The organism is Actinomadura meridiana (genome assembly GCF_039537545.1).
Taxonomy (GTDB): Bacteria; Actinomycetota; Actinomycetes; order Streptosporangiales; family Streptosporangiaceae; genus Spirillospora; species Spirillospora meridiana.
Window position 1 is genome coordinate 202,276 of the sequence record NZ_BAABAS010000015.1, and the last position, 25,098, is coordinate 227,373.

Consider the following 25,098-nt stretch of genomic DNA (forward strand, 5'->3'; position numbering starts at 1 on the left):
TCACGCGCCGTGGGCCGTCACCGCTTTCCGGTAGATGCCGGTCACCGCGGTGCGGCCCGTCGGCGGCACGGTCGCCAGGTACTGGACGAGGACGGTCGTGTCCATCCGGGACCTGGTGGCCTTGGCCGGGACGAGGCCGAGAAGGTCACCGCCCACCGACAGGGCGCCGTGCTTGGACGACGAGTACGCCTCGCGCTGCTTCAGCACGTACCAGACGACGGCGCCGCGGTCCTTGGTGCGGAGCGCGTACACCGAGTAGGGCGCGGCGGAGAACCGTGACGAGAGGGTGACGCCCCGTCCGGCCAGCGTCTTCTCGCCCTTGCGCAGGGCCTTGTACGTCTCGCTGGTCTGCGGGCCGTCCGCCAGGACGGACGCCCCGGCCGCGCTCGGCCCGCCGGTGAGGAGAGCCGCGTGTGCCTCCGGCAGCTTGCCGGGCGCCACGGCGAGTTGCTTCGACGAGTTCGGCTTCACGGGCGTCGCGTAGCCGTCCGGGTCCAGCGCGATCTGGCTCAGCGAGTCGCTCGCCGGGTAGGGGTTCGCGGTGAGGAGCCAGGGCGCGCCCGGCCTGGCCTGGTTGAACAGCATGGCGTGCCGGAGCGGCTGCTTGGCCGGGCCGGTGGCGGCGCCGACCACGAACCAGTGCGGGTAGCCGCTCAGCCGGGGAATGTAGAACGCCGTCTCCCTGAACTTCAGGGCGGACGGCCGACGCTTGATGACGCGCCGGAGCTTGAGGGAGGCGTCGTCCATGGTCAGCTGGGGGTCGGCCTCGACGGTCCGCAGGCCGTCGCCGCTGAGCCTGCGGCCCGCCCGGTTCGCCGCGGTGGTGTAGGACGCGAGGACCTGCTGCGCCTGCGCCTTCGTCAGCGCCGGTTTCGCCGGTCCCTCCTTCGACTCGGCGGACGAGGTGCTGGAGCTTGAACATCCGGTGCTCAGCGCGACGGCGAGCAGGCAGGACAGGGACGACGCGGCGACGACGGCGGAGCGTGCGGGCCGTGTATGTGCGGGCAGGGTGCGTGCGGGCCGTGTATGTGCGGGCTGGGTACGTGCGGGCATTGCGGGAGTCCCCCGAGTGGCGATGGTGATTCTGGCGCCAGCCATCATCGCAGAGTGACGGACTCATCACTCTGCGAATACGGGAACTCGTCGGGGCAGGTCAGAGGGCACGTCATGAGGCCCACTGCTCAGGGCTACCGCTGGGGCCCACTGCTCAGGCCTACTGCTCCTGCTTGCGCATCCAGCGGATCTCGGCCTCGATGAACTCGTCGATGTCGCCGTCCAGGACCGAGGTGGGGTTGCCGACCTCGACGCCGGTGCGCAGGTCCTTCACGATCTGGTACGGGTGCAGCACGTAGTTGCGGATCTGCGTGCCCCAGCTGCTGGTGCCCTCGCCGCGCAGGGCGGACATCTTCTCCGCCTCCTCCTGGCGTTTGCGCTCAAGGAGCTTCGCCTGGAGGACGTTCATCGCCGTGGCCTTGTTCTGGATCTGGCTGCGCTCGTTCTGGCAGGACACGACGATGCCGCTCGGGAGGTGGGTGATCCGCACCGCCGAGTCGGTGGTGTTGACGCCCTGACCGCCCGGCCCGGACGACCGGTACACGTCGACGCGCAGGTCGTTCTCGTCGATGTCGACGTGGTCGCTGCGCTCCACCACCGGGACGACGTCCAGACCGGCGAACGAGGTCTGGCGGCGGCCCTGGTTGTCGAACGGGGAGATCCGGACGAGCCGGTGCGTGCCGTGCTCGCCGCGCAGCGTCCCGTACGCGTAGGGGGCCTTCACCGTGAAGGTCGTCGACTTGATGCCCGCCTCTTCGGCGTAGGACGTGTCGTAGACCTCGGTCGGGTAGTTGTGCCGCTCGGCCCACCGCAGGTACATCCGCTGGAGCTGTTCGGCCCAGTCGGCCGCGTCGACCCCGCCCGCCTGCGCGTTGATGGTGACGAGCGCCTCCCGCGAGTCGTACTCGCCGGACATCAGCGTGCGGACCTCAAGTTGCTGGACGGCCTTGTGCAGCCCCGCCAGCTCGTCGTCGGCCTCCGTGCGCGTGTCGGCGTCGTCCATCTCCTTGGCGAGTTCGTAGAGCGTGTCGACGTCGTCCAGCCGCTGCCGCAGGCCCTCGACCCTGCCCAGCTCGCTCTCCAGGTACGACAGTCGACGCGTCACCGACTGGGCGCGCTCCTGGTCGTTCCACAGGTCAGGATCGGCCGACTGCTCGCGAAGCTCGACGATGTCGCGCCGCATCGCGTCGAGGTCCAACACCTGCTCGATGCCGGCGAGAGTCGAGCCGAGCTCCTTGAGCTGCTCTTCGGGTTCGATGCCTGCCACGCTCCGAGCCTATCGCCGTCCCGGCACTGCTTTCCCGCCGAGCGCACCCCCGGACGGTTCCGGGGGTGCGGGGGTCGTCCCCTCCACCGAAGACCGCGCCGGTTCCGGGGGGCTGTGGGTCTGGTTAGGGGCGGGGGCGGGCGGATGGCAGAATCTCGGAATTGTGCACAGGTTCTCGCGGGCGGTGGTCGTCGGGGCGCTGCTCGCCCTGCCGGTGGCGGCCACGGGCTGCGCCGAGGGCAGGACGGAGGCGCGGCCCACGGTCACCATGCCCTCGACCTCGCCGCCCCAGCCCGTTCCGCTGACGCCGAAGGTCGCCGAGCACGCCTTCCGTACCTATGTCACGGACGAGGACGTGGCCAGGGCCGCCGGTGACGAGAGGCTCGCGCTGACCTGGACGTCCGATGGCCAGTCGCAGCTCACCGCCGCCGAGTTCCGCAAGGCGGCCTACGACGGCGACCCGGTGCAACGCTTCGTCTACGGCGAACCCAAGCTGTACGTGCCGAAACTGAAGAACGCCGGTTATCCACAGTGGTTCATGGTGTCGGTCGACCGCTCCGTCATGGGCAAGTCCAAGAGCAAGCGCAGGGCGCTGATGGGGTTCATCCTGCGCGGCCCGTCCGACCACTGGAAGCTGACGATCGCGAGCCTGCTCCAGCCGAAGGCCAAAGAGCCGAAAGTAGTAACGGACAAGAACGGGTACGCGACCGCGCTCAGCAGCGACGACACGTCGGTGCTGATCCGCCCCCGGGACGTCGGCGGAATCCAGGCGACGATCGCGGCGGAGGGCGCGGACAGCGTCGCCGCGAAGGTGATGAAGCCCGGCGACGTCACCACCGGCTACTACCGGGCGGCGCGGCGCGCGAAGAAGCGGGCGAAGGCGAAGGACCTCACGCTCCAGGTCGTCTACACCGCGACGCCGTTCCCTTACTTCGGGCTGCGGACCGAGCACGGCGGCGGCCTGATCATCTACTCGCTGTTCCGGGGCACCTCGCTCATCGCCGAGGATCCCGACACGCCGAAGCCGGAGATCCCGGAGGAGGCGGAGCATCTGCTCGACGGGACCGTCGAGGGCAACGAGGTCGACACGACGTCGACGCTGCACTTCGTGGCGTACGACCCGCCGCGGGCCAAGAAGGGCAAGCAGGCCAAGGCGCAGGTCATCGCGGACGACGGGACCGTCACCAAGGCCGCCACCCCGCCGCTCAAGAAGCCGTGACGAACGGCCCCGTGTCAGCAGCTCCAGACGTCAGCCGTGGACGTCAGCCGTAGACGCGCTGGAGGACGAGGGCGGCGAACAGCAGCGCGACCAGCACCGCGAGGACGAGCGCGGGCGGCACCGCCGGGCCGTGCCGGTGCAGTTCGGACCGGGCCTCGCGGCAGGTGGGGCAGCGCCCCTCCACCACGGGGTTCGAGCAATGGGCGCAGATCAGATGTTCGCAGCTCATGTCGTGGCCCCAATCTCCGAGAACGGCACATGGCCCCAGGGCGGGGGAAACGCCGACCTGTCTGGTGTCCGTCGACCTATTAGGTATCTTTCGCCATCATCCAGCGTAGCCGGACGGTATGGTCGTTCCGGCAAGTCCGGGACCTTGACGGTACGAATCGCCGGACGTCTGGAGACGGTTCGCATGGCAAACACCCCTGAAGCCCCGGACACCCGTACCACGCCGAGTGGGACGAGACAGTTGACTCTCCCCTCTACACTGCTCGAAGGCTTCGCGTCCCACCTGGTCGCGAAGCCGGGCGGCGCAGACCAGAGACCGCGGACGGCCAGTCCGCGACCGCGGGTCCGGCCGCTCCCCAACCCCTAGACTGAACCGCCGTGATGCAGCCGTGATCCATTTCGACAACGTCACCAAGGTCTACCCGAGCCAGAACCGGCCCGCCCTGGCGCACGTGAACGTCGCCATCGAGAAGGGCGAGTTCCTGTTCCTGGTGGGGCCGTCCGGCTCCGGCAAGTCGACCTTCCTGCGCCTCATCCTGAAGGAGGAGCGTCCTTCCCAGGGTCACGTGCACGTGGCGGGCAAGGACCTGAGCAGGCTGAGCAACTGGAAGGTGCCGCACCTGCGCCGCAGGATCGGCTGCGTCTTCCAGGACTTCCGTCTGCTCCCCAACAAGAACGTCTTCGAGAACGTCGCGTTCGCCCTAGAAGTGATCGGCAAGCCGCGGCGCTTCATCGGCAAGGTCGTCCCCGAGGTCATCGACCTCGTCGGCCTGGAGGGCAAGGGCCACCGGATGCCGGACGAGCTGTCCGGCGGCGAGCAGCAGCGCGTCGCGATCGCGCGGGCGTTCGTCAACCGGCCGATGATCCTGCTGGCGGACGAGCCGACGGGGAACATCGACCCCGCGACCTCGATCGGCATCATGAAGGTGCTGGACCGCATCAACAGGACCGGCACCACCGTCGTCATGGCGACCCACGACGCCGCGATCGTCGACGCCTTCCGCAAGCGCGTCGTCGAACTGGAGGACGGCCGTGTCGTCCGCGACCAGTCGCGCGGCGTGTACGGGCAGGCCTACTGACCATGACAGCTACCGTGGCACCGACCACTCCCATGACCGGGCCCGCCGGGAGGCGGCGACGTCCGTCCGTAAGCGGCGGCACCGGTCCGGGCCCGGTACGGTGCACGGCACATCCATCTGAACCATCGAATCCTGCGCGGGCGTACGACACCTGTACGGCCCACAGGTAGGGACCGCCCCGCACAGGGCCGCGTTCCAGCGCGGGACGACGGCCCCGGGCATTCGGCGGAACACTGGCGATCAAGGACAGCGAGGCATGCGCGTACAGTTCGTTCTCCAGGAGATCTGGATCGGCCTCCGCCGGAACATGACGATGACGATCTCCCTGATCCTCACCGTCGCCATCGCCATGGCGCTCTTCGGCACCGGGCTGCTCCTGCGTGAGCAGGTCCGGGCGTCCAAGAGCTTCTGGTACGACAAGATCGAGGTCTCGATCTTCCTGTGCGCCAGCACGAGTTCCAACGACGCCTGCCAGAAGCAGGACATCACCGACCAGCAGCGGCAGACGCTCAAGGCGCAGCTGGAGAAGATGCCGCAGGTGTCGAAGGTCGACTACGAGAGCAAGCAGCAGGCGTACACCCGGTTCAAGAACAACTTCTCCGGCGCGCCCGGCTTCGTGGAGAGCACCCGCGAGGGCGACATCCCCGACTCGTTCCGGGTGAAGCTGAAGAACCCCGAGCAGTACAAGGCCGTCGCGCAGGCGATGCTCGGCCAGCCCGGCGTCGACACCGTCATCAACGAGCAGGAGATCCTGAAACGGTTCTTCCGGATCCTGAACGGGCTCCAGGTGGCGGCGCTGACGATCGCGCTGATCCAGGTGATCGCGGCGGTGATGCTGGTCGGCAACACGGTGCGGCTGTCGGCGTTCAACCGGCGCCGCGAGACGGGCATCATGCGGCTCGTCGGCGCGTCGAACACCTATATCCAGATGCCGTTCATCCTGGAGGGCGCGATCGCGGGCCTGATCGGAGGTCTGTTCGCGTCCATCTTGTTGGTCTTCAGCAAGAAACTCCTGGTCGACAGATTGGCGGGCGACGTCCAACTCGTCAGCCAACTCGGCTGGAGCGTGGTGGTGCTCGTCATCATCGTGTCGATCTGTTTCGGCGTGTTGCTGTGCGCCGTCGCGTCGTTCCTCACGCTGCGCAGATATCTGAAGATCTAGCCTCCGCGACCGGATCCGGTGGCGGTAAGGCGCAAGCGCCGGATCCGGGTTCGTCCGTCGCCCTACACTTGCCGCATGTCCCGGTCCGTGTCGCTTCCCAGCAGAAGGCGGCGAACCTCCCGTGACCGGCGGGTCGGGCGTCTCCTGCGCGGCGCCGCCGTCGCCGCCGCGATCGTCTGCGCGTACGGGGCGGGCATCGTGAGCGGGTCGGGTTCGCAGCGGCACACCGCCGTCGCGGGCGGGTCCGTGCTCGACGAGGCCGCCGCGAAGATCGGCGGCGAGGCCGCGAAACCGATCGGGCGCGACGACCTCGACCGCGCCGCCATCGAGGGCATGCTGCGCGGCCTCGGCGACCGCTGGGCGCGCTACTACTCCGCCCGCGAGTACGACGACGTCGAAGGGCGGCTCACCGGCCACTACAGCGGCGTCGGCCTCTGGTTAGGCGACGACGGTCGTTCCCGCGTGCTGGTCGCCAGCGTCCAGCCCGGCACCGCCGCCGCGCGCGCCGGGGTGCGCCCCGGTGACGTGGTCACGGGCGTCGGCGGCGCGTCCGTGGACGGCTGGGACGTCGACGGTGTGGCGAAGGCGCTGCGAGGACGTCCGAACGAACCCGTCGAACTGACCGTCGAACGAGACCGTAGAACCAGACGGTTCCACCTCGTCCGCACACCGGTTACCGCAGGAGACGTCACCGTGACCGACCTTCCCGAGGACGCGCGGATGATCCGCGTCGGCGCCTTCACGCGCGGGACGGGACGCCAGGTGCGCGCCGCCGTGACCGGGCGTCCGCCGTCCGGCCGTCCCGAGGGCGGGGTCCTGCTCGACCTGCGCGGCAACCCGGGCGGGCTGGTGGACGAGGCCGTCGAGACGGCGTCGGCGTTCCTGCCGGACGGGCCCGTCGTCACCTACGAGCCGCGCGGCAGGCCCGTCGAGAAGCGCACCGTCACCGACCCCGGCGACACCGGCACGCCGCTCGTCGTGCTGGTGGACGCGGGCACCGCGAGCGCGGCGGAGATCGTCGCGGGGTCCCTGCGCGACCGCGACCGCGCCGTGATCATAGGATCGCGTACATACGGGAAGGGCTCGGTGCAGGAACCCATTCGCCTCAGCGACGGATCCGTGCTCGAGTTGACCGTGGGGCGCTACCGCACCCCGAGCGGCCGTAACCTCGACGGGGTCGGTATCGAACCCGATGTGGCGGTCTCCGCCGACCGTCCCCCCAAGGAGGCCGAGCGGCGCGCCCGGACGGTGCTGCGCGGGCTGCGCGCGACGCTTCCGGACAGAGACTGAGACCGCCCCGGCGAGGGCTCCGGACAAGGACTGAGGACGTGGCACGGGACACCGGGCGCAAGAAGAACACCACCGGGCAGAGACTCATCGCCCAGAACAAGAAGGCCCGCTACGACTACCACGTAGACGACACGTGGGAGGCGGGCATGGTGCTGACGGGCACCGAGGTGAAGGCGCTGCGCGCGGGCCGCGCGTCCCTCGTCGACGGCTACGCCCACGTGATGAACGACGAGGTGTGGCTGGAGAACGTCCACATCCCCGAGTACACGCAGGGCACCTGGACGAACCACGCCCCCCGGCGGCGCCGCAAGCTGCTGCTGAACCGGCGCGAGATCCAGAAGATCGTCGCGAAGTCGTCCGAGCCCGGCTGGACGCTGATCCCCCTGTCGCTGTACTTCAAGGACGGCAGGGCCAAGGTCGAGATCGGGCTGGCCCGTGGTAAGAAGGCGTACGACAAACGCCAGGCCATCGCCAAGCGGGAAGCCGACCGGGAGATGCAGAAGGCGGCCGCGGCCCGGTTCAGGAGACGGTGAAGGGTGCCGATGACCAACCGAGGCCGGAGGCGGGCTTCCACGGGCGCCTGGTGGGCGCGGCGGACGCGTGGTCGGCGGGCGGCGGCGCTGGCGACCTGCGGCGTGCTGGTCGCGTCGCTGACGACGGGATGCTGGGCCGAGCCGTCCGCGATGCCCGCCGTCCGCGACTTCCTCATCGCCTGGCAGGTCGGCAACTACGAGGCGGCCGCCGGACGGACCGTCGGCGTCGACAAGGGCCAGGTCGAGGACGCGCTGAGTCGCGTCCGGCAGCAGCTCGACGCCGCGTCCCTGCGGCTCTCCCTCGGCACGCAGGTCGCGGGCAGCGACGTCGACCAGATCGTCAAGAAGGACGACGAGGCCGACGCCCGCTTCACCGTGAAGATCGACCTCGGTGAGAACGGGCAGCCGTGGGAGTATCCGGGGCTGATGCACCTGCGCCGCGTCGGCGGCAAGTGGAAGATCATCTGGAGCCCGTCGATCATCCACACGAAGCTGAAGCCCGGGCAGCGGCTCGCCGTGGTGACCGAGGTCCCCGAGCGCGCCCCGATCACCGACTCGCAGGGCCGTCCCATGCTGCGCGAGGTCGGCGCCTACATGGCGGGCGTGTTCCCCGGCCAGCTCGCCGACCCGCAGAAGACCCTCACCGTGCTCGCCAAGCAGACCAAGATCGACGGCGGTCGCCGGTTGGACGCCGAGCGGCTCCTCGGCCGCGTCCAGTCCGCCCCGCCGCAGGACTTCCTGCCCCTGCTCACCCTCCAGGTGCCGACGCACAACAAGCTCATCCAGCGGCTCAAACACGTTCCCGGGATCGAGTTCAGGGCCGTCCGCGCCCCCATCGCCCCCGCCTACGCGCCCGAACTGGTCGGCAGCCTCGGCCCCGCCACCGCCGACCGCCTCCAGCAGGTGGGCGCCCCCTACCAGCCGGGCGACACGATCGGCGTCAGCGGCATCCAGCTCCTCCAGCAGCGCCGCCTCGCCGGGACGCCCACCATCCGCGTCGTGGCGCAGGACGAGACGGGCCGCAACACCGAGGAACTGCGCTCCTGGCCCGGCCAGAAGCCGCAGGAGGTCCAGACGACGCTCGACCCGGGCTACCAGCAGCGCGCCGACTTCGCGTTGCGCGACGTCCCGTCCCCGGCGTCCATGGTCATGACGCAGCCGAGCACCGGCGCGGTGCTGGCCGTCTCCAACCACGGGACCGGCGGCCGCAACCTCGCCTTCGAGGGAAGCTACCCGCCCGGTCTGACGTTCGGGATCGTGTCCGCCGAGGCCCTGTTCTCCAAGGCCGGGATGAACCAGACCACCGAGACGACCTGCCCGTCCAGCGTCACCATCGGCGGCACCACGTTCACCAACAAGGCCCGCAAGGACAGCAACTTCGCCACCCACTTCGCCGCGTCCTGCAAGACGACCCTCGCCCAGCTGAGCACCAAACTCGACGCGCAGACCCTCCTCAAGGAGGCGGGCCAGTTCGGCATCGGCCAGAGCTGGGGCCTGACCGTCCCCGCGTTCAACGGCTCCATCCCGACCCCCGCCAACGACGGCGAGAAGGCCGCCGCCATGATCGGCGAGGGCAGGGTCCGGGTCAGCCCCCTCGCCATGGCGCTGGTCGCCGCCACCGCCCAGAACGGCAGCTGGCGGCCGCCCTACGTCCTCAAGGACGTCCCCAAGGCGCCCGGCCAGACGCCACCACCGCAGTACCTCCAGGCCGAACCCGTCGCCAGCCTCAAGAAGGTCCTCGGCCACACCGCCAAGTACGGCAACGCCCGCGGCGCCCGCGTCTCGTCCGACGTCGTCGGCGTCGCCGCCCTCACCACCTACAAGGACGGCGACCGCACCAGGACGGTCTCCTGGTTCGTCGGCGCCGCCGGAGACCGCGCCTTCGCCATCGCCGTCGAGGGCCGCGCCTTCACCCCGGCGATCGCCAAGAAGTTCCTCACCGGCCGCTGACCAGCCGCGTTACGGCTTTGTGATCTCTTTACCCGAGATCCGCAACCCCGGGCCGCGCGAATGCGTCTTTACGGGTGACTGAGACTCCGCGAGGGGGGTTGCGGACCTCAGTCGCCGTGATGAGACCAGAGCCTCGTCTCGGGGGAGGCTCTGTCGTCCGGACCGGCCCGACCCTGCCGGTCGACCCCGGTGGGCGCGCCAATGGCGCACCCACCGGGGTTCACGTCTGTCTGGGGGGAATCACCACCCCCGCCCACACGTTATGCTTGTCACGTGGACGCCTTCGGGCGCCCGCGTTGACAACTCAACATGGGGGTGACCGGCTTCGACTTCGGTCGTTCGAGCCAGGGGAAGCGGGTCGAGGGTTGCTGTCGTGACCTCGTAAATCCTGTGACAGCAAACCAAAACTGCCAACAAGAAGCAGTCCGAGTTCGCCCTCGCCGCCTGAGCGAGGAGTGAACTCTGTCAGCCCGGGAGAGTCTCCGACCCGGGGTCTGGCATCGTAAGGAGACTCCACCTACCGGCCCGGTCGCGGGGCCAGTAGGAAAACCGAACAGCGACTGAGCCCGTCGGCGACACGCCTGCGTGAGCGCCGGGACTGAGAAAACGTTAAGCAGGCTGCACCCGGAGAATCCCTGACCCATCACCGAAGGACGCGGGTTCGATTCCCGCCACCTCCACTCTGGGCGACGTGTGCTTGCCGCCGCTTGCGGGCGGCTTCGCCGGGTCGTTCCGTTCTGTTTTTCTGGGGGCGACCCCCAGACCCCCGGTGTGGGGGCTCCGCCCCCACGCCCCCTGTCGGTTCGGGTATCTGGTCGGGTTCGGGCTTGCTTGTGCTCGTCCTTACTTCGGCGCTAGCAGCGCCCGGGGCCGGTTGGTGGCCCGGTCCATCGCAGTGTTGGTCTCCATCAGGAGCTCGCCCTCGCGTGGCAGCGGCGCGGTCGGGCGTTGTGCACAACGGGCGCGCGGTGTGTGTGGGGTGCTTATCCCTGGGTGTTGTTTGAGGTTGCTACATCGCGTGTGGGTGTTGCCAGGAATCGCGCGGGGAACCGACGGCGGCGAACTGTTCGTGGGCGCCGATGTTTCTCACTCGGTGTACCAGGTCGTCGCAGAGGTCCAGGATTTGAGCCGCCTCCTCGGCCAGGGTTCGGCCCGCCTCGGTCAGTGCGACGCCTTTCATGCCACGGCGGACGATCAGCGCGATTCCGACGTCCTCTTCCAGCGCCTTGATCTGCTGGGACAGTGCTGACGGGGTTATCCCCAGCAAGTTCGAGGTGCGACCGAAGTGCAGTTCCCGGGACAGGATGATGAAATATCTGAGACGACGAAGATTCAAGGTCATGTCGGAGAGGCCATCATCTGCTCGCGCTTGGTTGGTGACTTGTCGCGGACAAACTTCGGAAGTCTCTTCATGCCGGCGACCGTCGCGCTCCGCGGACCTGTTGTTGCGCGACGGTCGCTCGCACCCGACGACATCACGGATTGTGGAACGGCCCCGCGGTTACGGGTGAGCGAGTTCCGCTCGGATCAGCCAGTTGCGCGGCACGCCCCTGACCTCGCGGGGCTGGACGGCGTAGGGCCACCGTCCCTGGCCGGCGCCGGGTTGGCCCGGTTCCTTCACGTCACGGACGGTCCAACCGGCGCCCGCCATGAACTCCTCGGGCGTGTCCGTTCCGAACAGCCACGGGATCCCGTCGGACTTCAGCGCGGACAGGAAGATCTGGGTGGCGGGGTTGCGCAGCAGTTCCCTGCTCAGGATGTCCACGGCCACCCAGCTTCCCGGCGCGGAGTTGGCGGCGAACGTGCGCAGCAGGGTCCTTGACTGTTTCTCGGTCAGGAAGAACAGCAGGGCCTCGGGCACCCAGAGCGTGGGCTTGGACGGATCGAAGTCGCTCTCGCGAAGCGCCGCCGACCAGTCTCCCGTCAGGTCCGCCTGGACGCGTCGCAGCGTCACCGACGGCGGCGGGGCCCCGATCTGGGCGAGGCGCTTCTCCTTCTCCTCGATGAGGGCGCGGTGGTCGACCTCGTACAGCGTGACGTCGTCGGGCAGCTCCAGACGGAAGGCGCGGGTGTCCATCCCGGCCGCGATCAGTACGACCTGCCGGACTCCCCGTCCGACCAGGTCGCTGATGGCGTCGTCCAGGTAACGGGTGCGAATGGCGACGAACTCGACGAGTCCGCCGCCGCCGTACTTGTCGAGAAGCTCGAAACCGCGTGGCTCGGCGAGTCGGCGTGCCAGCGGATCGACGAACAACGCGTCGTCGCGTTCGCTCTCCAGCGCGCGGGCGGCTGCGGTCCACTGTGACGTGTAGGACACGGTCTCCATGGAATGGGGCTCCGTTCTGATGATCAGTCTGGTCAGGAATCCTTGGGGCGAGACCGGAAGCGGGCGTTCAGCACCAGCGTCAGGACCTGCGTCCCGCCCGCGTTGACCAGATGGCCGCGATTGCGAACGATGCGGAACTCGGGCGCCGAGAGGGAGGGGAGGGAACCGAGGATCTCGGCGGTGCCGTGCAGCACGTCACCCGGGCGGACCGGGTGCAGGAACCGCACCTCGTCCACCCCCGGCGAGCCCTCGACCGTGCCCTCGGCCGCGGCGTCGGGCAGCAGCGTCGTCACGTACAGGCGCATCCAGATCGCCGCGGTGTTCCAGCCGCTCGCGATGAGACCGCCGAAGGCGGACTCCTTTCCCGCGTTCTCGTCGAGGTGGTACGGCTGCGGATCGTAGGTGCGGCCGAAGGCGGTGATCTCCTCGGCCGTCACCTTGTGCGATCCGAGGTCGTGGACCGATCCGGTCTCGTAGTCCTCGGCATAGACCAGACGGCTCATCGGAAGAACTTCCGCCCGATGGCCTCCAGCGTGCGGAAGTCGGCGATCTCGATGGCCTCGCGGTCGATCTCGGCGCCGCTGGCCTCCTCGATCGTGAGGAGGAACTCGACGAAGGACAGCGAGTCGACCAGGCGGGCCTCGATGAGGTCCTCATCCGGAGTGATGGTCTCGCGCTCGGGATGCTTGGCCAGCAGCCAGTTCCGCACCGGGTCAAGGTCGGGCGAGATCGTGGTCGCCATGGGAAACCTCCTTGGGGATCGGGTTGGGGTGGACGGAGTGCCGTGTCGTACCGGCGGCGACGGCGATCGCGAACTGGCCGTCGTGGGAGATGCTGATGTCGATGGCTTCGAGGCCGTCGTCGGCGGCCCACCTGGCGGCCTGACCGGTGAGCCGGACGTACGGGCGGTTGCCGGAATCCTTGAGGATCTCGATGGACGGCCAGGGGAGTGGACGGCCGCCGACGCGCAGGAGCTTGAACACCGCCTCCTTGGCGGCGAGCCGGCCCGCGACCCCGTCGACGTCCCAGCCCGTGGGAAACCGGCTCAGCTCCTGTTCCGCCGGGGTGAGCATCAGGCGGAGCGAACGGCCGTCCGCCGTGTCGATCATGGTTTGCACGCGGGCGAAGGGGACCAGGTCCACGCCGATCCTGATCGGTGCCACGGTCAGGCGGCCGGGGTGTCGGACGCGGGGCCGGACGGTTTGACGGCGGTTCCGGCGGCGCGGACGGCGATGCGGGCGGCCGCCAGGTCACCGTGGAAGCGCTCGGTCAGGACCGCCAGCCACCGTTCGAGACCGAACGCCACGCATGCGGTGTAGGCGTGCTGGCCCGTGCCCTCGATCGTGATGCCGCAGCGCTCGCCGAAGAAGTTGCGGTGAGTGTTGACCGAGGCGATCGCCAGGTCGTCGGCCTGGAACTCGTGTTTGACCGGGCTCAGGCGTTGCAGGAGGGCGCGGCCCCCGTCCTGTTCGAAGAAGGGGTCCGTGGCGGCCACCTTGGTCAGGTCGAGGTCGAGTTCCGTGGCGAAGCGGTTGACGCAGCGGGTGAAACGGGCGAGAACGTCCTGGGCGTGCTCGGACGAGCCGACCGCCACGATCTCCCTCATCTGGAAACTGAGTAAGCGCCTCAGCCCTTCGTATTTCTCCTCGTTGCGGAAGCACCGGTTCAGGAGGGTGACGGTGGTGTCGGGAGCGACGGCCTTGTTCTCGAAATAGAGGTAGGCGCCGTAGCAGGTCGCGTGGGGCAGCCCCAGAACGGGCGGTTCGACGTCGCCAGGGCTGAAGGCACCGTTCTCCGGCAGCGGCGGGGCGCCTGCCACGTCCAGCGGGCCGCCCACGAACTGTAGTTGGGGAAAGTTCTTGTAGACGTCGAACTTCTCCAGATCGCGGACGGGATAGACGGGCGGTGCGATGATCTCGCGGGCCCCGGCGACACCGGCCCAGCCGGTGATCGCGTTGTCCAGCTCGCGCAGAAGGTCGGTCTGGTCGGGATCGAGGATGGTGAGTCCACCGTCCGGAGGCGTTGACGCCGACGCGGTCATGAATCGCCCCGTTCCCCGGGCGTCCCGGCCGAGGCCAGGTCCCGATCGTCCAGAATTCCGGTCTTGACGAGGAAGCCCAGCGGCTTGCGGAACACGTGCCGCTGGAACTCCGCCCGGCGCGGGGAGGCCAGCAGCCGCCGCCGCGCGGCGAACGGCTCCGGAACACCGGCGTCCCGGTAGACCCGCGGGTTGAACAGCGACTCGAAGCTGTAGTCCAGGTAGCGCCTCACATAGCCCTGGACCTCGAGCAGCCGTGCCGGGGACGCCTTCGTCTTCAGATCCTCGAAGAGCAGGGAGACCAACTCGCGGCCGAAGGCGATGTGCCGGGACTCGTCCTGGTGATGGATCCGGTTGACCGCCCGGATGGTGTCGTGCAGCCGTTCGTCGGCCGCCATGGTGCTGTTGAAGTGGTCGACCAGTTCCTCGAAGAGAAGAATGCGCAGGAACACCAGGAAACTGGCGGCCTCGGGCCACGGACTCGCCTGACCGGCCGGGTCCGGTTGGCGGTAGAGCCTGTCGCCGTAGCGCAGGCAGAATTCGGCGAAGAACCACATGTGTTCGTTCTCTTCGCCGATGAAATGGTGGAAGAACTCGGACGGTATCTCAAAGCCTTTGGTGTGGATCCGTTTGGTGACCTCGATGATGAGTTCGCGGATACCGTCGACATTGAGGCTGTAGAAGTTGATGCTCTCGTACCGGGAAAGCCGGTATAGCTGGCCCTGGTCGAGTTCGGCGGCGACGTCGGTGCCGTACGTGGTGGTGAGCTCCGGGGTCATCCACCATGTGTCCTCCGGCAGTGTCGCCGGCCAGTCGAACATTCGGTAGGGGTTGTAGTAGTCCTCGATCGACTTGTGGTTCAGACGCGCCAGGATCTCCCGGAAGCGGTGATCCTTGCCGATCAGCTCACTGATCATCCTGTCTCCTGTGCTCTGACGGTCTGCCTCGATGTCTGCGGGCGGTGCGGTGTCTCCGGGCGGTGCGGTGCGCGGGGCGGCGACCGCGGGTCGGACGGGGTAAAGAAGATCCAGTATCGTCTTATCTCGATGCCCGAAAACGAACCGGTACCCTCTTATCTAGGAAGTACGCCTATGGGTGCGCCGCACAGCGCACCGGGAGGTGAGCAGGCACATGCCGGTGCGTAAGGGGAGCGCCCTGGACCCGGAGGCCACCAAGGCCAAGGTGTTGACCGCCGCGAGCCGCCTCTTCTACGAGCGCGGCATCCACACCGTCGGCGTCGACGAGATCGCCGAACGGGCCGGGGCTTCCAAGCTGAGCCTCTACCGGTACTTCCGTTCGAAGGAAGGGCTGGTCGAGGCGGTGGTCGAAGAGCGCAGTGCCCGCATCCACGAGTGGTTGGTCGAGGAGACGGCGCATGCCCCGCCCGGTCGTGCCCGGGTCCTGGCGCTCTTCGACGCGCTGCTGCGGTGGTTCGCCGACGAGGGCTACCACGGCTGTGCGGTCATGAACGCCGCCACCGAGACCCGGGGGCAGACCTCGCCCGTCAAGGCGATCGCCCGCACTCACCTGAGACGCTACCGGCAGATGCTGGTCGAGCAGCTCACCGAGGCCGGGGTCGCCGACTCGGAGGCCCTGGCGGGCCAGCTTCTGCTCCTCATCGAGGGCGCCTCCGTCGTGGCGGTGGTGGAGGGGCCGGCTGTGGCGGGACGTGACGCGCGCCGCGCGGCTGAGGCGCTCCTTGACATTGTCGCGTGCGACTAGCGTCAGCCTTGCCATCCTCAACTTCCCTTCTGCGCGCGTAAAGGGTGCGTTGCTGTCCCGTTCCAAGGCGGTCGACGTTCCACGGAAGAACAGCAGAGGTTCTTTCGCTGATCTTGCTCTTCGTCGGGTCGGAACACGGCTCTTCTCGCGGGGTCTTCCCTTGAAAGAGATGCCGCTGACCAGGCTCTTTACGATCCGATAACCAAATTTATGTTCCCTTGCGGGGTTCTCGTCCGGTGACATAGCGACCTTAGCTGGCGGCATTACGCAAATCAACGGCCAAGGTCATGGAAAGTTCTTAAGGGTTTACTTAAGAATCGAGTCTGCTCTGCTGAGGGTGCCGCAACGGGCGGAGCGTGAGCGAGTTTCGGCCTTCCGCCATCGCTGGATAACGCTTGCCGAAAAATCGTCCACCCGGCGAAGAGGGTGGCCGACCGGCCTCTCCGGATCTTGATACAGAACTGTTCTGTACTAAGCTCGGGGTATGGACGATCGCCATCCCACGCCCGTCCGCCGGCTCTGGGCCGCCGTGCTGCTCGGCTACCTGGCGCTCGGCATCACCTTGCAGGCACTCCCCTCCTACGTCACCGACCATTTCGGGGGCGGCTCGCTCATCGCGGGAACCGCGGTGGGAATCGCCTTCGCGGCCACCGCGTGCGCGCGTCCCTTCGCGGGCCGGGCCGCGGACGCCGGACGCGCCAGGCCGGTGGTGCTCGCCGGAGGCGTTCTCGGCGCGCTGGGCGGCTTCGGACACCTCGTGGCACCGAACATCCCGGTCCTGCTGGCCTCCCGGATCGTGATGGGAGTCGGCGAGGCGGCCCTGTTCTCCGGCGCGATCCCCTGGATCCTGGCGACCACGCCGGTGGAGCGACGAGGCAGGACGGCTGGATGGTTCGGGCTGTCCATGTGGAGCGGGCTGGCCCTCGGCCCGATCGCCGCCGTCGTCCTCGACTCGTGGGCGGGGGTCAACGCGGTCTGGTGGGGAGTGGTCGTGGCCGGCCTGGTCTCCGCGGTGCTGGTCCTCATGACGCCGGGCCAGCCGCGGGCGGACGGCGGCTCGGCGTTGCTCCCCTCCCGGTGGCGCGACATCGTCCCGGTCGGGGCGTCGTTGCCAGGACTCGTCCTCGGATTGGCCGCCTACGGCTACGGCACCATCAGCAGCCTGCTGATCCTCTTTCTCCGCCACGACTCCCTGGGCGGTGAACGGGTCGCGCTCGCCGTGTTCGCCGCGGCCTTCCTGGTGACCAGGGCGCTGGGCAGCCCCCTGGTGGACCGCTGGGGAGGTGAGACGGTGGCGTGGCGCTTCCTGATCGTCCAGAGCGCCGGTCTACTGGTGATCGCGGTCGCGGGGGCCGGGTGGGTCGCGCTGGCCGGAACCCTGCTGGCCGGTGTGGGGGTCGCCCTGATGTACCCGGCGACGGTGGCGATCACGCTGCGGCGGACCGGGCCGCTCCGTCCGGGCACCTCGGTCGGCATCATGACCTCGTTCTGGGACCTGGGCATCATGGTCGCCGGTCCGCTCGGCGGACTGGTGGCGACCAACGGCGCGTATCCGATGTCGTTCGGGTTCGCCGTGGTGGCCGCGATCGCCGCCGCCGTCGTCGTCGCGGTGCTGACCCAGGTCGGTGGCGAGCGCGGAGCCCGCGAGAAGGAGCGGACGCTGACGCGAACGCCATGATCTACCACGAGGGCGAACGCGCCATCCACCGACGTCTGGGCGTGGGGGAGGCGGCTTCGGCACTGGGCGGGCGGGTACGCGATTCCCTGCCCGCGGGCCCCCAGCTCCTGCTGACGACCCTCCCAATGATCATCATCGGGGCGTCCGACGCCGACGGCCGCTGCTGGACGTCGCCGCTGTTCGGCAGGCCGGGCTTCATCCGGGCCTCGCCGGGTTCGGTCAGGTCCTTGGAGCTGCCGCCACCCGATGATCCGATCGGACCTCGGCGACGCGGCGACGCCCTGGGCATGCTCGCGATCGACCTGAACAGGGCGCTCCGGTACCGGATCAACGGCCGGGTGCTCCGGTGGGGCCCCCGCCTCATCGAGGTCAAGGTGCGCGAAGCGTACGGCAACTGCCCCTCGTACATTCAACCGGCGGACATACAGGCACTGGCGTACTCGGAATCCATACGAAGCGCCGGACGGCTCTCGTCCGCCCAAATGGCCCACATCGGCCGCAGTAACCGGATGTTCGTGACGACTTGCCACCCGACGGCGGGAGCAGACGTCTCCCACAAGGGCGGCCCTCCGGGCTTTGTCGAAGTGATGTCGCCCGACAGGCTGCGGTTCCGCGACCTCCCAGGAAACAACATGTTCAACACCCTCGGAAATCTGTTGACCAACCCCAGCATCGGGCTTCTGTTCCAAGACTTCGACCGCCACACGTCACTTCAGATCACAGGCATCGCCCAGATCATCTGGGACGGAGACGACCGCGACGTCGAGATAGCCATAAGCGAGACCGTGTGCCGCGGCTTCTAACCCAAGCGACCCCGGGGGCGCGACGAGAAAGCCGCTCCTCGCCGCCCGGTGCTCGACAACCAGGAAACAACACGCCCTCGGCGGTATCTTGTAGTGATGCGGATTGAGGTGTTATCCGACCATCCTGCGACTCAACTCCGCGGCACCGACGCCGCGATCGCCCGCACCCAGAACCGGATCGCCGAGCACGCTCGAGCCGTGGATTCTCTGCGCCGACGCCAGCGAGCCTCACGCCGGTGGTGGCAGTTGGGCAGACTTCTGCGACACTCCCGCGAACTACAGGCGCTGAGGCAGAACGCTCCGACCGTCGACCCCACCGCGTTCCACAAGCGTGCTCAGCAGCAGGCCGGCGTCAATGCCGAAGAAAGCGTGACCCACGACCTGCGATGCTTCCTGATTGGAGACTGGACACTGTTCCGCGGCTACGCCAACCGGCGCGGCGAGGTCGATCACCTGTTGGTCGGCCAGTTCGGAATCTGGGCAGTCGAAGTCAAGGGGCGGGGCGTCCAGGTCCATGTCACCGGCGACGACTGGCGGTTCGAGAAGTTCGACCGCTACGGAAACCTCGTCGACTCAGGCGTGCTGGCCGACCGTCGAGGCCGCAGCTGGGGACGGCAGGTCTCCGAGATCGCCGCGGATCTGGAGAAATTCCTGCGCTCGCGTGGAACGCCGGTCCCGGTACGCACCGCGGTCGTCGTCATGCACGACAGAGCAGAACTCGGCACTTGCCACAGGCCGGGCGTCGACATCGTCAGCATCGGAACCCAATACTTGCTGGAACAGATATACCAGACGGCCGAAAACCTGGATCAGGCTGCCCAGGAAAAGATCGTGAAGCTGGTCCGGCGAGACCACGAATTCCACGCACACAAACGATCTAGGCGGCGCACCTGACCATTAGGCAAGTGGAGCGGACGATAGCGGTGAGACGGAGTTGGCCGCCGCGCGGTGTCGTCACGGTGCCCGTCGGCGGTGGCCACGAGGGTATAGGCGAGGGCCTGGATGTCGCACCGCAACGGCTGGTTGGGTCGGGTGTTCGTAGCCTGGGCGCCTGCGGGGTGTAGCGCGAGCGGTCGGGCTGGCGGCTTTTGCTGGACGTCATTGGTCTTCGACGTTGGTGCGGGGGAGCCAGTCGCGGTCGGGGGTGCGGTCGAGCCAGCGGCGGGTGCGTCCGGCCTCGGCGCAGGCTCGCAGGACGGCGTCCAGTCGTGGTGGCGGGCCCGATTCGCGCCAGGCCAGCGACCACGCGTACAGCGGGGTCGGGTCGATGAGCGGGATCGACCGCAGGCCCGAATCGTCCGGTAGGGGCGTGTCGGCGGGGAAGAGTGTGGAGCATGACGGGTCGTCGCGGACGTGGTCGACGAGGTGTTCCAGGCCGAGGTTGGGGCCGTCCCGCCGCTGAGTGATCTTGAATTCGTCGGCGAAGTGGCGCAGGAAGTCCAAGCGGGTTAGTGGGGCCGGGCACCACAGGGTGCTGTCGCGTAGGTCTGATGGGCGCAGCGCGTCCGCGTTGGCCAGCGGGTGTGAGGCGCTGACCAGGGCGTCCACGGGTTCGAGCCGGACCAGCCGGTGGGCGAGCCCGGCCTCCGCGCCGCCTGGCAGTGGGTGGACGCGGCCGAAGCCCAGGTCGGTGTCGCCGCGTAGAAGGGCTTGGGCGACGGTCGGCCAGTCGCGTCCGGCGCCCGGTTCCAGTCGTGGTCGGCCGAGCGTTTCGGCGATGTGCGCGAGGGTGCGCATGGGCGAGTACAGGTGGCCCCACGTGTCGATCCGGACGACCGGTTCGTCCCCCCGTGCGGCGTCGACCGCGCGTTGCCCCGCCGTCAGCGCCTCCTGGGCGGCGGGCAGAAACCGTTCGCCCGCTTCGGTCAGTCGGACGCCGCCCGCGCGTTCCAACAGCCGGGCGCCCAGGAGTGCCTCCAGCCGAGCGATGCGCTTGGACAGCGCCTGCTGACTGGTGCCCAGGACTTGGGCGGCGTGCCCGAAATGCAGCGTCTCGGCGGTCGTGGTGAACGCGCGGACCAGCGTGAGGTCGAGGTCCATGCCGCTGACCATAGGCGACAACCCGGCGTTGTCGGGCGAGCGGCCGCGTTGTTGGCCGGGTGGACGTCCCGTGCGGTGGAGTGCGGTCAGGACGCCGATGAGGAGGCGATGGTGATGAAGGCGCTCGTCCCGACCGGGGATCCGGCCGAACCCGTCAAGGTCGCTGAGGTCGCCGATCCGCGACCGCGCGATGGTGAGGCGCTGGTGCGGGTCGAGGCGTTCTCGATCAACCGGGGCGAAACGTTTTTGCTGGAGCGCCCGAAGCCTGGTCACCGTCCTGGCAAGGATGTCGCGGGACGTGTGGTCCGTCCCGCCGCCGACGGCACCCGCCCCGGTGTGGGCGCTCGTGTGGTGGGTCATCCGATGGGAGGCGGTTGGGCGGAGTTTGTGGCGGTTCCCGCTGACGCGCTCGCGGTGCCGCCGGACACGGTGTCGGCCGTCCAGGGCGCGGCGCTTCCGCTGGCCGGGCTCACCTCGCTGCGCCTGCTGCGCGTCGCGGGTCCCGTGCTTGGACGGCGCGTGCTGCTCACCGGCGCGTCCGGCGGCGTGGGCCACTATGTGACCGAACTCGCCGCCAACGCCGGAGCGCACCTCACCGCCGTGACCCGTGGCCGCGAGCGCGCTGAGGGGCTCGTCCGGCTCGGCGCGTCCGAGATCATCCACGACGTGTCCGACGCGGGCGGCACGTTCGACATCGTCCTGGAGTCGACCGGTGGCACCGCGCTGCCCCTGGCCTTGGCGCGCCTCGCGCGGCGCGGCACGCTGATCTGGTTCGGGCAGGCCAGCCGCACCCCAGCGGGTCTGGCGGGGACGCGACGCGATCGTCGACGAGTTCCTCGGCGGAATGGGCGTGCACTTCGTCCCCGGCACAATGAAGATCGAGCTGGTCTCCACGATCGCGGAAGGAGACCGCGTCGTCGCCGAATGGACCTCCACGGCACGCACCGTCCACGGCGATACCTATGACAACCGCTGCATCGGGGTCTACACCGTCCGCGACGACCAGATCGTGTCAGTCACCGAATACGCCGACACGGCACACGTCGCCGCAACACTCTTCAACCCCTAACCAACACGCCGCGCCCACTCAAACAGGGACGAGCCCCTCCTAGAGGAGTCCTTGCCATCAACACACATGTCACGGCTCGGCCGGTGAATATGTCTTGTGAACCCGCAACGACTTCCACCCCCGCCAACGTCTACCCCTGGACGGTCTCTGCCACTTTCCCGGGGCCCTTGGTGAAGGCCTGTTTGCTCAGGGCCGTAGCGCGCGCCCACCGGACCAGGTGACCTCGCTGGGATCAGAAAGTGTCGTTGGCTGCTCATCCAGCCTTCGCTCCGACACGAATCTCGGGTGATTGCTCGCGGTCGTGTAGTTGCGCGGACGGGCACGACCACCGCTGCGTGAAACGGAGGCATTTCATGAAGGACACGCATGTGTCGTCGGCAAGCGGACGCGGCCGTAGGCGGGTGGCGCTGGCCTCGCTCGCCGTCGTCGCCACAACGGCGGCGACGCTGGTGGGCATCGTGCCCAGCGCCTCGGCGGCCCCGACGGGCTGCACGGCCACCGCCATCGACTATCGCAACGCCGAGAGCCGGTGCACCGGCGGCACCGGAGAACACCGCGTGATCATGCGGCAGCGACACTTCGACCCCAATATCGGCGAGGTCGACTGCGTGGGGCCGTGGGTACCGGCGTACGCCGTTTCGCACGTGCTCTGTGGCGTCCACCAAGTCGTCTCGGTCAGGGTGGAAACCCGGTGACGGCACGCTGACGGGAACGGCCCTTGATCGTTGGACCTCTCACCCGGCGAGGACTGAGATCAGGGGTCGTTCAGGCGGGGGCGCTTGCTACAAAGAAGCAAACAAGGGGGGCGAGCCTGGCGCGGTCGGGCGCCGCGCGGGGAGCCAGGGCTGGTGGGCGCGTTTTGGGAGTGTGCTGAGTTGCAGGTGCAGGTGGGCCAGTAGCGTGACGGGTGAGCCGGGACCACCGACTAGAGGGAGTTCGCCTGTGCGTTGGACGGTTCATTCCGAGAAGCCGCTCTACACCGATCCCTGGCTCGACATCCACCTCGCCGACGTTGAGATCTCTGGTGGACGGCATCTGGAGCATCGCGTAATCCGGACAGCGGCGGGTGCCGGTGCGGTCGTCGTCGACTCGGAGCAGCGGGTCCTGCTGGAGTGGCGGCATCGGTTCATCACCGACGCATGGGGCTACGAGATCCCCATTGGTGGCATCGCAGACCGGGAAGCGCCAGAGGCGGCCGCTGCCCGTGAAGTGGAGGAGGAGACTGGGTGGAGACCCGGTCCCATGCGTCCACTCACCGTCGTGTATCCCACCCCGGGGCTCAGCGACAGTTGCCATCACATTTTCTGGGCGGACGGTGCCACCCACGTCGGCCCGCCAACCGAGGACTGGGAGTCCGAGCGAATCGAATGGGTGCCGCTCGCAGAGATTCGTGGACTGGTGGAGAGCGGGAAGATTGTCAGCGGCACGAGCATGGCCGCACTCCTACTGGCCGCGTCCACACCCTGAGCGACTCAGCGCTTCAGCGCCATTGGTCGTCAGCTCGCCTTCTGCGGCTGGTTCCGGCGGGGCGGTTTCGTTCGCGGAGGCGGCCGACGTAGGTGATCTCATGGCGGTTGTGCTGCAACTGGCGAGCCAGCAGCATCTCGTAGCGGCGGGACAGCACGTCCACGGCGTTGCGGACCGTCTCCAGCGGACGGCGCGTGCCGAGCTTGAGGGTGACCACGGCGAGCGCTCCGTCGCCGAGCCGCGCGGTGGCGTCGAGCATGACCCGGGCCGCCAGCACCGGATCCATTCGCATGTCGCTGACCGCGAGGTCGAACCGGGTCGCGGTGCTCTCCAGGAACCGTCCGGCCGTCGTCCGCTCGTGGTGGACGCGCTGGTCGTCCGTGAGCCGTGAATCGAGGGCTGCCGGATCGACCGCCCACACCTCCAGACCGCGTTCGCGCAGGATGCGAGTCCAACCGCCGGGGCTTGCGCCGAGATCCATGGCGCGCCCGGACGACGGCAGTAGGTCACCCGTCTCCCGCAGCAGTTCCTCAAGCTTGAACTCGGCGCGGGAGATCTGTTCCTTGGGCCGCGCCAGCCGGACACGTCCGCCGGGCCATTCGGTCACGCAGTCGCCGGACGTCGTGAAGCCGAGGGACACGCCGCGCCGGCTGATGGCTGCGGTGACGATCTGGTCGGCGCCGGACCGCACGATCCGGTGGCCGAGGTCTTCAAGCGCCGTCCCGATCCGCTTCTGGAGCTGGCCGGAGCCGTAGTCGAACGGGGACGTGCCGCTGACCCAGCTGTGCACGGCGAGCGGGTCCGACGTCCGGGCCCGCTCTGCCGCGATCTCGGCGGCGGCGTCGGCGACCTTGTCGAGGTCGGCGTCGGCCGGACGGATCCGGCGGATCTCCTCGCTGAGGTACTGGACGAAGAAGAACGGCCGTTTCGCCGCGACCGCCGCCAATCGACCCAGGGTCAGGTCCTCGCCCGCAACACCGCCCAGGTCGGGACCGAGCCGCTCGACGGTCGCGTTTGGGAACTCCTCACGGATCTGCCGTTCCGCCGCGGTGAAGTATTCCTCCGAAGCCGAGAACAGGATGCGCGTCGTGCTCACTGGGAACGGGTGCTCCTTGGTCGTCCGGAAGAACTGTGGGGGTGTGCGGGCAGGTCCCGAAGTCTAGCGGAAGCCCGAAGATGAACGTCCGCCCAGGAAAAGGGAAAGGCGAAGGTAGCCGCATATACCGAGGGTCTGTCACCCTGATGAAAATAGACGTGTAGAGCAATCTTCTGAAGATGCGGGAGGGACCTACTGAACTAGAAAGCCTTCCGTGTATCTGGTGATCGAATTGGCGGAGGGCTGTAGATCTGCCCGCGTCGGTCGGCCGCCACTGTGATGGCCAACCGGGGCTGCGGATCACCGCGACGAATGATCTGCCCCTGTTCCCCGGCGCGTGCTGGACGCTTCCGGTAGGGCGGTCGACGCGGTCGTCCCGATGTCGCCGAGCTTCGGCGCGGGCGCATCGCCGGTAGGTCGTGGATGACGGGCGTTCGTTGGTGGAGGATGGTGAAGGCGTGGGGGCGTTGTCCGGGGTGGGGTTCGGGGGTGGGTTCTGCTGTAGATTCCGCCTGGTGAATGGGGATGCTGGGGTGGGTGCGCGGGTCGTCGTTCGGTGTGTGCGGGCGGACGATGAGGGGCGGTTCCTCGAGCTGGCCAAGGTCAGTTCCGCGTTTCATCGGCCGTGGGTCGTGTTGCCTGGGTCCGGAAGTGAGTTCGCGGCTTATCTCGCGCGGTTCGACCAGGTCGCCGCGGTCGGGATGGTGGTGTGCCTGCGCGGTGGAGGGGACCTTGTCGGGATGGTCAACCTCAACGAGATCGTGCGGGGGCCCTACCAGCGGGGAGTGCTGGGGTACGCGGCGTTCCAGCCCTACGCCGGGCAGGGGTACATGGTCGAGGGCGTCGGGCTCGCCGTGAGGTATGCGTTCGAGGGGTTGGAGCTTCATCGGGTCGAGGCCGATATTCAGCCGGGGAACACCGCGTCCGTCAGATTGGTCGAGCGGCTCGGGTTTCGCAAGGAGGGGTTCTCGCCCGCGTTCATCAAGATCGGCGGGAAGTGGCGGGACCATGAGCGATGGGCTCTCAGTAAAGACGTTTAATGATCTTGATATCCCGAAATATCTGCACAAAACGCAGC

General features: G+C 68.4%; 26 protein-coding genes, 1 other RNA gene and 1 pseudogene. 16 read left to right on the top strand and 12 right to left on the bottom strand.

What is annotated here, in order from left to right:
• Nucleotides 1-1,053, bottom strand: coding sequence for a DUF8094 domain-containing protein (locus ABD808_RS22095; RefSeq protein WP_344899648.1), 1,053 nt, complete (start codon nucleotides 1,051-1,053; stop codon nucleotides 1-3).
• Between the two features lie 160 nt (nucleotides 1,054-1,213).
• Nucleotides 1,214-2,320, bottom strand: a complete 1,107-nt coding sequence (gene prfB / locus ABD808_RS22100; protein WP_344899650.1) for a peptide chain release factor 2 — start codon at nucleotides 2,318-2,320, stop codon at nucleotides 1,214-1,216.
• Nucleotides 2,321-2,483: 163 nt separating this feature from the next.
• Here prfB and ABD808_RS22105 point away from each other — a divergent pair, with 163 nt between their 5' ends.
• On the top strand, nucleotides 2,484-3,539 hold the full coding sequence (locus tag ABD808_RS22105) for a DUF8094 domain-containing protein (RefSeq protein WP_344899652.1): 1,056 nt from the start codon (nucleotides 2,484-2,486) through the stop codon (nucleotides 3,537-3,539).
• 43 nt (nucleotides 3,540-3,582) lie between these two features.
• Here the strand turns inward: ABD808_RS22105 and ABD808_RS22110 are convergent, their stop codons facing one another.
• Complete coding sequence (locus ABD808_RS22110; RefSeq protein WP_344899654.1) at nucleotides 3,583-3,768, bottom strand: hypothetical protein; 186 nt, start codon at nucleotides 3,766-3,768, stop codon at nucleotides 3,583-3,585.
• A gap of 388 nt (nucleotides 3,769-4,156) precedes the next feature.
• On the opposite strand from ABD808_RS22110, the gene ftsE reads away from it, so the two are divergent.
• The 6 genes from ftsE to ssrA all read left to right on the top strand — a co-directional run bounded on the left by ftsE (nucleotide 4,157) and on the right by ssrA (nucleotide 10,464).
• Nucleotides 4,157-4,846 carry a cell division ATP-binding protein FtsE gene (gene ftsE / locus ABD808_RS22115; RefSeq protein WP_344899656.1) on the top strand — a complete coding sequence of 230 codons (690 nt, stop codon included), beginning with the start codon at nucleotides 4,157-4,159 and terminating at the stop codon, nucleotides 4,844-4,846.
• A gap of 256 nt (nucleotides 4,847-5,102) precedes the next feature.
• Entirely contained in the window at nucleotides 5,103-6,008 is a 906-nt protein-coding gene (gene ftsX, locus ABD808_RS22120; protein ID WP_344899658.1) for a permease-like cell division protein FtsX, read from the top strand.
• 75 nt (nucleotides 6,009-6,083) lie between these two features.
• Nucleotides 6,084-7,298: a S41 family peptidase gene (locus ABD808_RS22125; RefSeq protein WP_344899660.1), complete on the top strand. Its 1,215-nt coding sequence runs from the start codon at nucleotides 6,084-6,086 to the stop codon at nucleotides 7,296-7,298.
• Between the two features lie 38 nt (nucleotides 7,299-7,336).
• Nucleotides 7,337-7,831 (top strand): SsrA-binding protein SmpB, encoded by a 495-nt coding sequence (gene smpB / locus ABD808_RS22130; protein WP_344899662.1) that lies wholly within the window; start codon nucleotides 7,337-7,339, stop codon nucleotides 7,829-7,831.
• A 9-nt stretch (nucleotides 7,832-7,840) separates the two neighbouring features.
• Complete coding sequence (locus ABD808_RS22135; RefSeq protein WP_344899665.1) at nucleotides 7,841-9,781, top strand: penicillin-binding transpeptidase domain-containing protein; 1,941 nt, start codon at nucleotides 7,841-7,843, stop codon at nucleotides 9,779-9,781.
• 311 nt (nucleotides 9,782-10,092) lie between these two features.
• Nucleotides 10,093-10,464, top strand: a transfer-messenger RNA (tmRNA) gene (ssrA, locus tag ABD808_RS22140).
• Nucleotides 10,465-10,790: 326 nt separating this feature from the next.
• Here ssrA and ABD808_RS22145 read toward each other — a convergent pair.
• From ABD808_RS22145 to ABD808_RS22175, 7 genes are all read right to left on the bottom strand, one after another.
• The gene (locus ABD808_RS22145; protein ID WP_344899667.1) at nucleotides 10,791-11,123 is read right to left on the bottom strand and encodes a LysR family transcriptional regulator; all 333 of its coding nucleotides are present in this window, start codon (nucleotides 11,121-11,123) and stop codon (nucleotides 10,791-10,793) included.
• A 159-nt stretch (nucleotides 11,124-11,282) separates the two neighbouring features.
• Entirely contained in the window at nucleotides 11,283-12,107 is an 825-nt protein-coding gene (locus tag ABD808_RS22150; protein WP_344899668.1) for an SAM-dependent methyltransferase, read from the bottom strand.
• Nucleotides 12,108-12,139: 32 nt separating this feature from the next.
• Nucleotides 12,140-12,610, bottom strand: coding sequence for a MaoC family dehydratase (locus tag ABD808_RS22155; RefSeq protein ID WP_344899670.1), 471 nt, complete (start codon nucleotides 12,608-12,610; stop codon nucleotides 12,140-12,142).
• Nucleotides 12,607-12,849, bottom strand: coding sequence for a phosphopantetheine-binding protein (locus tag ABD808_RS22160; RefSeq protein ID WP_344899672.1), 243 nt, complete (start codon nucleotides 12,847-12,849; stop codon nucleotides 12,607-12,609). The genes ABD808_RS22155 and ABD808_RS22160 overlap by 4 nt, the downstream gene beginning before the upstream one ends.
• A complete protein-coding gene (locus ABD808_RS22165) occupies nucleotides 12,821-13,249 on the bottom strand; it encodes a holo-ACP synthase (protein WP_344899674.1) in 429 nt (142 codons plus the stop codon). Before ABD808_RS22165 ends, ABD808_RS22160 begins: the two co-directional genes overlap by 29 nt.
• A gap of 23 nt (nucleotides 13,250-13,272) precedes the next feature.
• Nucleotides 13,273-14,148, bottom strand: coding sequence for a class-II aminoacyl-tRNA synthetase family protein (locus ABD808_RS22170; protein WP_344899676.1), 876 nt, complete (start codon nucleotides 14,146-14,148; stop codon nucleotides 13,273-13,275).
• Nucleotides 14,145-15,062, bottom strand: a complete 918-nt coding sequence (locus ABD808_RS22175; RefSeq protein ID WP_344899678.1) for a diiron oxygenase — start codon at nucleotides 15,060-15,062, stop codon at nucleotides 14,145-14,147. Before ABD808_RS22175 ends, ABD808_RS22170 begins: the two co-directional genes overlap by 4 nt.
• A gap of 214 nt (nucleotides 15,063-15,276) precedes the next feature.
• Here ABD808_RS22175 and ABD808_RS22180 point away from each other — a divergent pair, with 214 nt between their 5' ends.
• The 4 genes from ABD808_RS22180 to ABD808_RS22195 all read left to right on the top strand — a co-directional run bounded on the left by ABD808_RS22180 (nucleotide 15,277) and on the right by ABD808_RS22195 (nucleotide 19,242).
• Entirely contained in the window at nucleotides 15,277-15,867 is a 591-nt protein-coding gene (locus ABD808_RS22180) for a TetR/AcrR family transcriptional regulator (protein ID WP_344899680.1), read from the top strand.
• 484 nt (nucleotides 15,868-16,351) lie between these two features.
• Entirely contained in the window at nucleotides 16,352-17,545 is a 1,194-nt protein-coding gene (locus tag ABD808_RS22185; RefSeq protein ID WP_344899682.1) for an MFS transporter, read from the top strand.
• Nucleotides 17,542-18,348 (top strand): pyridoxamine 5'-phosphate oxidase family protein, encoded by an 807-nt coding sequence (locus tag ABD808_RS22190; protein ID WP_344899684.1) that lies wholly within the window; start codon nucleotides 17,542-17,544, stop codon nucleotides 18,346-18,348. The genes ABD808_RS22185 and ABD808_RS22190 overlap by 4 nt, the downstream gene beginning before the upstream one ends.
• A 96-nt stretch (nucleotides 18,349-18,444) precedes the next feature.
• Entirely contained in the window at nucleotides 18,445-19,242 is a 798-nt protein-coding gene (locus tag ABD808_RS22195) for a nuclease-related domain-containing protein (RefSeq protein ID WP_344899686.1), read from the top strand.
• A gap of 204 nt (nucleotides 19,243-19,446) precedes the next feature.
• Here the strand turns inward: ABD808_RS22195 and ABD808_RS22200 are convergent, their stop codons facing one another.
• Nucleotides 19,447-20,748, bottom strand: a complete 1,302-nt coding sequence (locus ABD808_RS22200; protein ID WP_344899688.1) for a LysR family transcriptional regulator — start codon at nucleotides 20,746-20,748, stop codon at nucleotides 19,447-19,449.
• Between ABD808_RS22200 and ABD808_RS22205 the strand changes: the two are divergent.
• From ABD808_RS22205 to ABD808_RS22215, 4 genes and pseudogenes are all read left to right on the top strand, one after another.
• Nucleotides 20,635-21,156 (top strand): annotated as a pseudogene (locus ABD808_RS22205) (MDR/zinc-dependent alcohol dehydrogenase-like family protein); the annotation flags it as partial. The gene ABD808_RS22200 and the pseudogene ABD808_RS22205 sit on opposite strands and share 114 nt — an antisense overlap.
• Before the next feature lie 76 nt (nucleotides 21,157-21,232).
• Nucleotides 21,233-21,457: a nuclear transport factor 2 family protein gene (locus tag ABD808_RS38570; protein WP_425548961.1), complete on the top strand. Its 225-nt coding sequence runs from the start codon at nucleotides 21,233-21,235 to the stop codon at nucleotides 21,455-21,457.
• 353 nt (nucleotides 21,458-21,810) lie between these two features.
• Complete coding sequence (locus tag ABD808_RS22210) at nucleotides 21,811-22,152, top strand: hypothetical protein (protein ID WP_344899692.1); 342 nt, start codon at nucleotides 21,811-21,813, stop codon at nucleotides 22,150-22,152.
• Between the two features lie 247 nt (nucleotides 22,153-22,399).
• Complete coding sequence (locus tag ABD808_RS22215; RefSeq protein WP_344900181.1) at nucleotides 22,400-22,924, top strand: NUDIX hydrolase; 525 nt, start codon at nucleotides 22,400-22,402, stop codon at nucleotides 22,922-22,924.
• Nucleotides 22,925-22,937: 13 nt separating this feature from the next.
• On the opposite strand, the gene ABD808_RS22220 is transcribed toward ABD808_RS22215, so the two are convergent.
• Nucleotides 22,938-24,020 carry an SAM-dependent methyltransferase gene (locus ABD808_RS22220; RefSeq protein ID WP_344899694.1) on the bottom strand — a complete coding sequence of 361 codons (1,083 nt, stop codon included), beginning with the start codon at nucleotides 24,018-24,020 and terminating at the stop codon, nucleotides 22,938-22,940.
• 515 nt (nucleotides 24,021-24,535) lie between these two features.
• Here ABD808_RS22220 and ABD808_RS22225 point away from each other — a divergent pair.
• The gene (locus tag ABD808_RS22225; protein WP_344899696.1) at nucleotides 24,536-25,060 is read left to right on the top strand and encodes a GNAT family N-acetyltransferase; all 525 of its coding nucleotides are present in this window, start codon (nucleotides 24,536-24,538) and stop codon (nucleotides 25,058-25,060) included.
• The last annotated feature ends 38 nt before the right edge of the window (nucleotides 25,061-25,098 follow it).

What these genes read in the sequence shown, in the direction of transcription:
- ABD808_RS22135 (WP_344899665.1), top strand. Translation starts at nt 7,841, where the DNA reads ATGACCAACCGAGGCCGGAGGCGGGCTTCCACGGGCGCCTGGTGGGCG.
- ABD808_RS22145 (WP_344899667.1), bottom strand. Translation starts at nt 11,123, where the DNA reads ATGACCTTGAATCTTCGTCGTCTCAGATATTTCATCATCCTGTCCCGG.
- ABD808_RS22150 (WP_344899668.1), bottom strand. Translation starts at nt 12,107, where the DNA reads ATGGAGACCGTGTCCTACACGTCACAGTGGACCGCAGCCGCCCGCGCG.
- ftsX (WP_344899658.1), top strand. Translation starts at nt 5,103, where the DNA reads ATGCGCGTACAGTTCGTTCTCCAGGAGATCTGGATCGGCCTCCGCCGG.
- ABD808_RS22195 (WP_344899686.1), top strand. Translation starts at nt 18,445, where the DNA reads ATGCGGATTGAGGTGTTATCCGACCATCCTGCGACTCAACTCCGCGGC.
- ABD808_RS22180 (WP_344899680.1), top strand. Translation starts at nt 15,277, where the DNA reads ATGCCGGTGCGTAAGGGGAGCGCCCTGGACCCGGAGGCCACCAAGGCC.
- ABD808_RS22185 (WP_344899682.1), top strand. Translation starts at nt 16,352, where the DNA reads ATGGACGATCGCCATCCCACGCCCGTCCGCCGGCTCTGGGCCGCCGTG.
- ABD808_RS22095 (WP_344899648.1), bottom strand. Translation starts at nt 1,053, where the DNA reads ATGCCCGCACGTACCCAGCCCGCACATACACGGCCCGCACGCACCCTG.
- ABD808_RS38570 (WP_425548961.1), top strand. Translation starts at nt 21,233, where the DNA reads ATGGGCGTGCACTTCGTCCCCGGCACAATGAAGATCGAGCTGGTCTCC.
- ABD808_RS22125 (WP_344899660.1), top strand. Translation starts at nt 6,084, where the DNA reads ATGTCCCGGTCCGTGTCGCTTCCCAGCAGAAGGCGGCGAACCTCCCGT.
- ABD808_RS22200 (WP_344899688.1), bottom strand. Translation starts at nt 20,748, where the DNA reads ATGACCCACCACACGAGCGCCCACACCGGGGCGGGTGCCGTCGGCGGC.
- ABD808_RS22170 (WP_344899676.1), bottom strand. Translation starts at nt 14,148, where the DNA reads ATGACCGCGTCGGCGTCAACGCCTCCGGACGGTGGACTCACCATCCTC.
- ABD808_RS22190 (WP_344899684.1), top strand. Translation starts at nt 17,542, where the DNA reads ATGATCTACCACGAGGGCGAACGCGCCATCCACCGACGTCTGGGCGTG.
- ABD808_RS22210 (WP_344899692.1), top strand. Translation starts at nt 21,811, where the DNA reads ATGAAGGACACGCATGTGTCGTCGGCAAGCGGACGCGGCCGTAGGCGG.
- ABD808_RS22155 (WP_344899670.1), bottom strand. Translation starts at nt 12,610, where the DNA reads ATGAGCCGTCTGGTCTATGCCGAGGACTACGAGACCGGATCGGTCCAC.
- ABD808_RS22175 (WP_344899678.1), bottom strand. Translation starts at nt 15,062, where the DNA reads ATGATCAGTGAGCTGATCGGCAAGGATCACCGCTTCCGGGAGATCCTG.
- ABD808_RS22160 (WP_344899672.1), bottom strand. Translation starts at nt 12,849, where the DNA reads ATGGCGACCACGATCTCGCCCGACCTTGACCCGGTGCGGAACTGGCTG.
- ABD808_RS22110 (WP_344899654.1), bottom strand. Translation starts at nt 3,768, where the DNA reads ATGAGCTGCGAACATCTGATCTGCGCCCATTGCTCGAACCCCGTGGTG.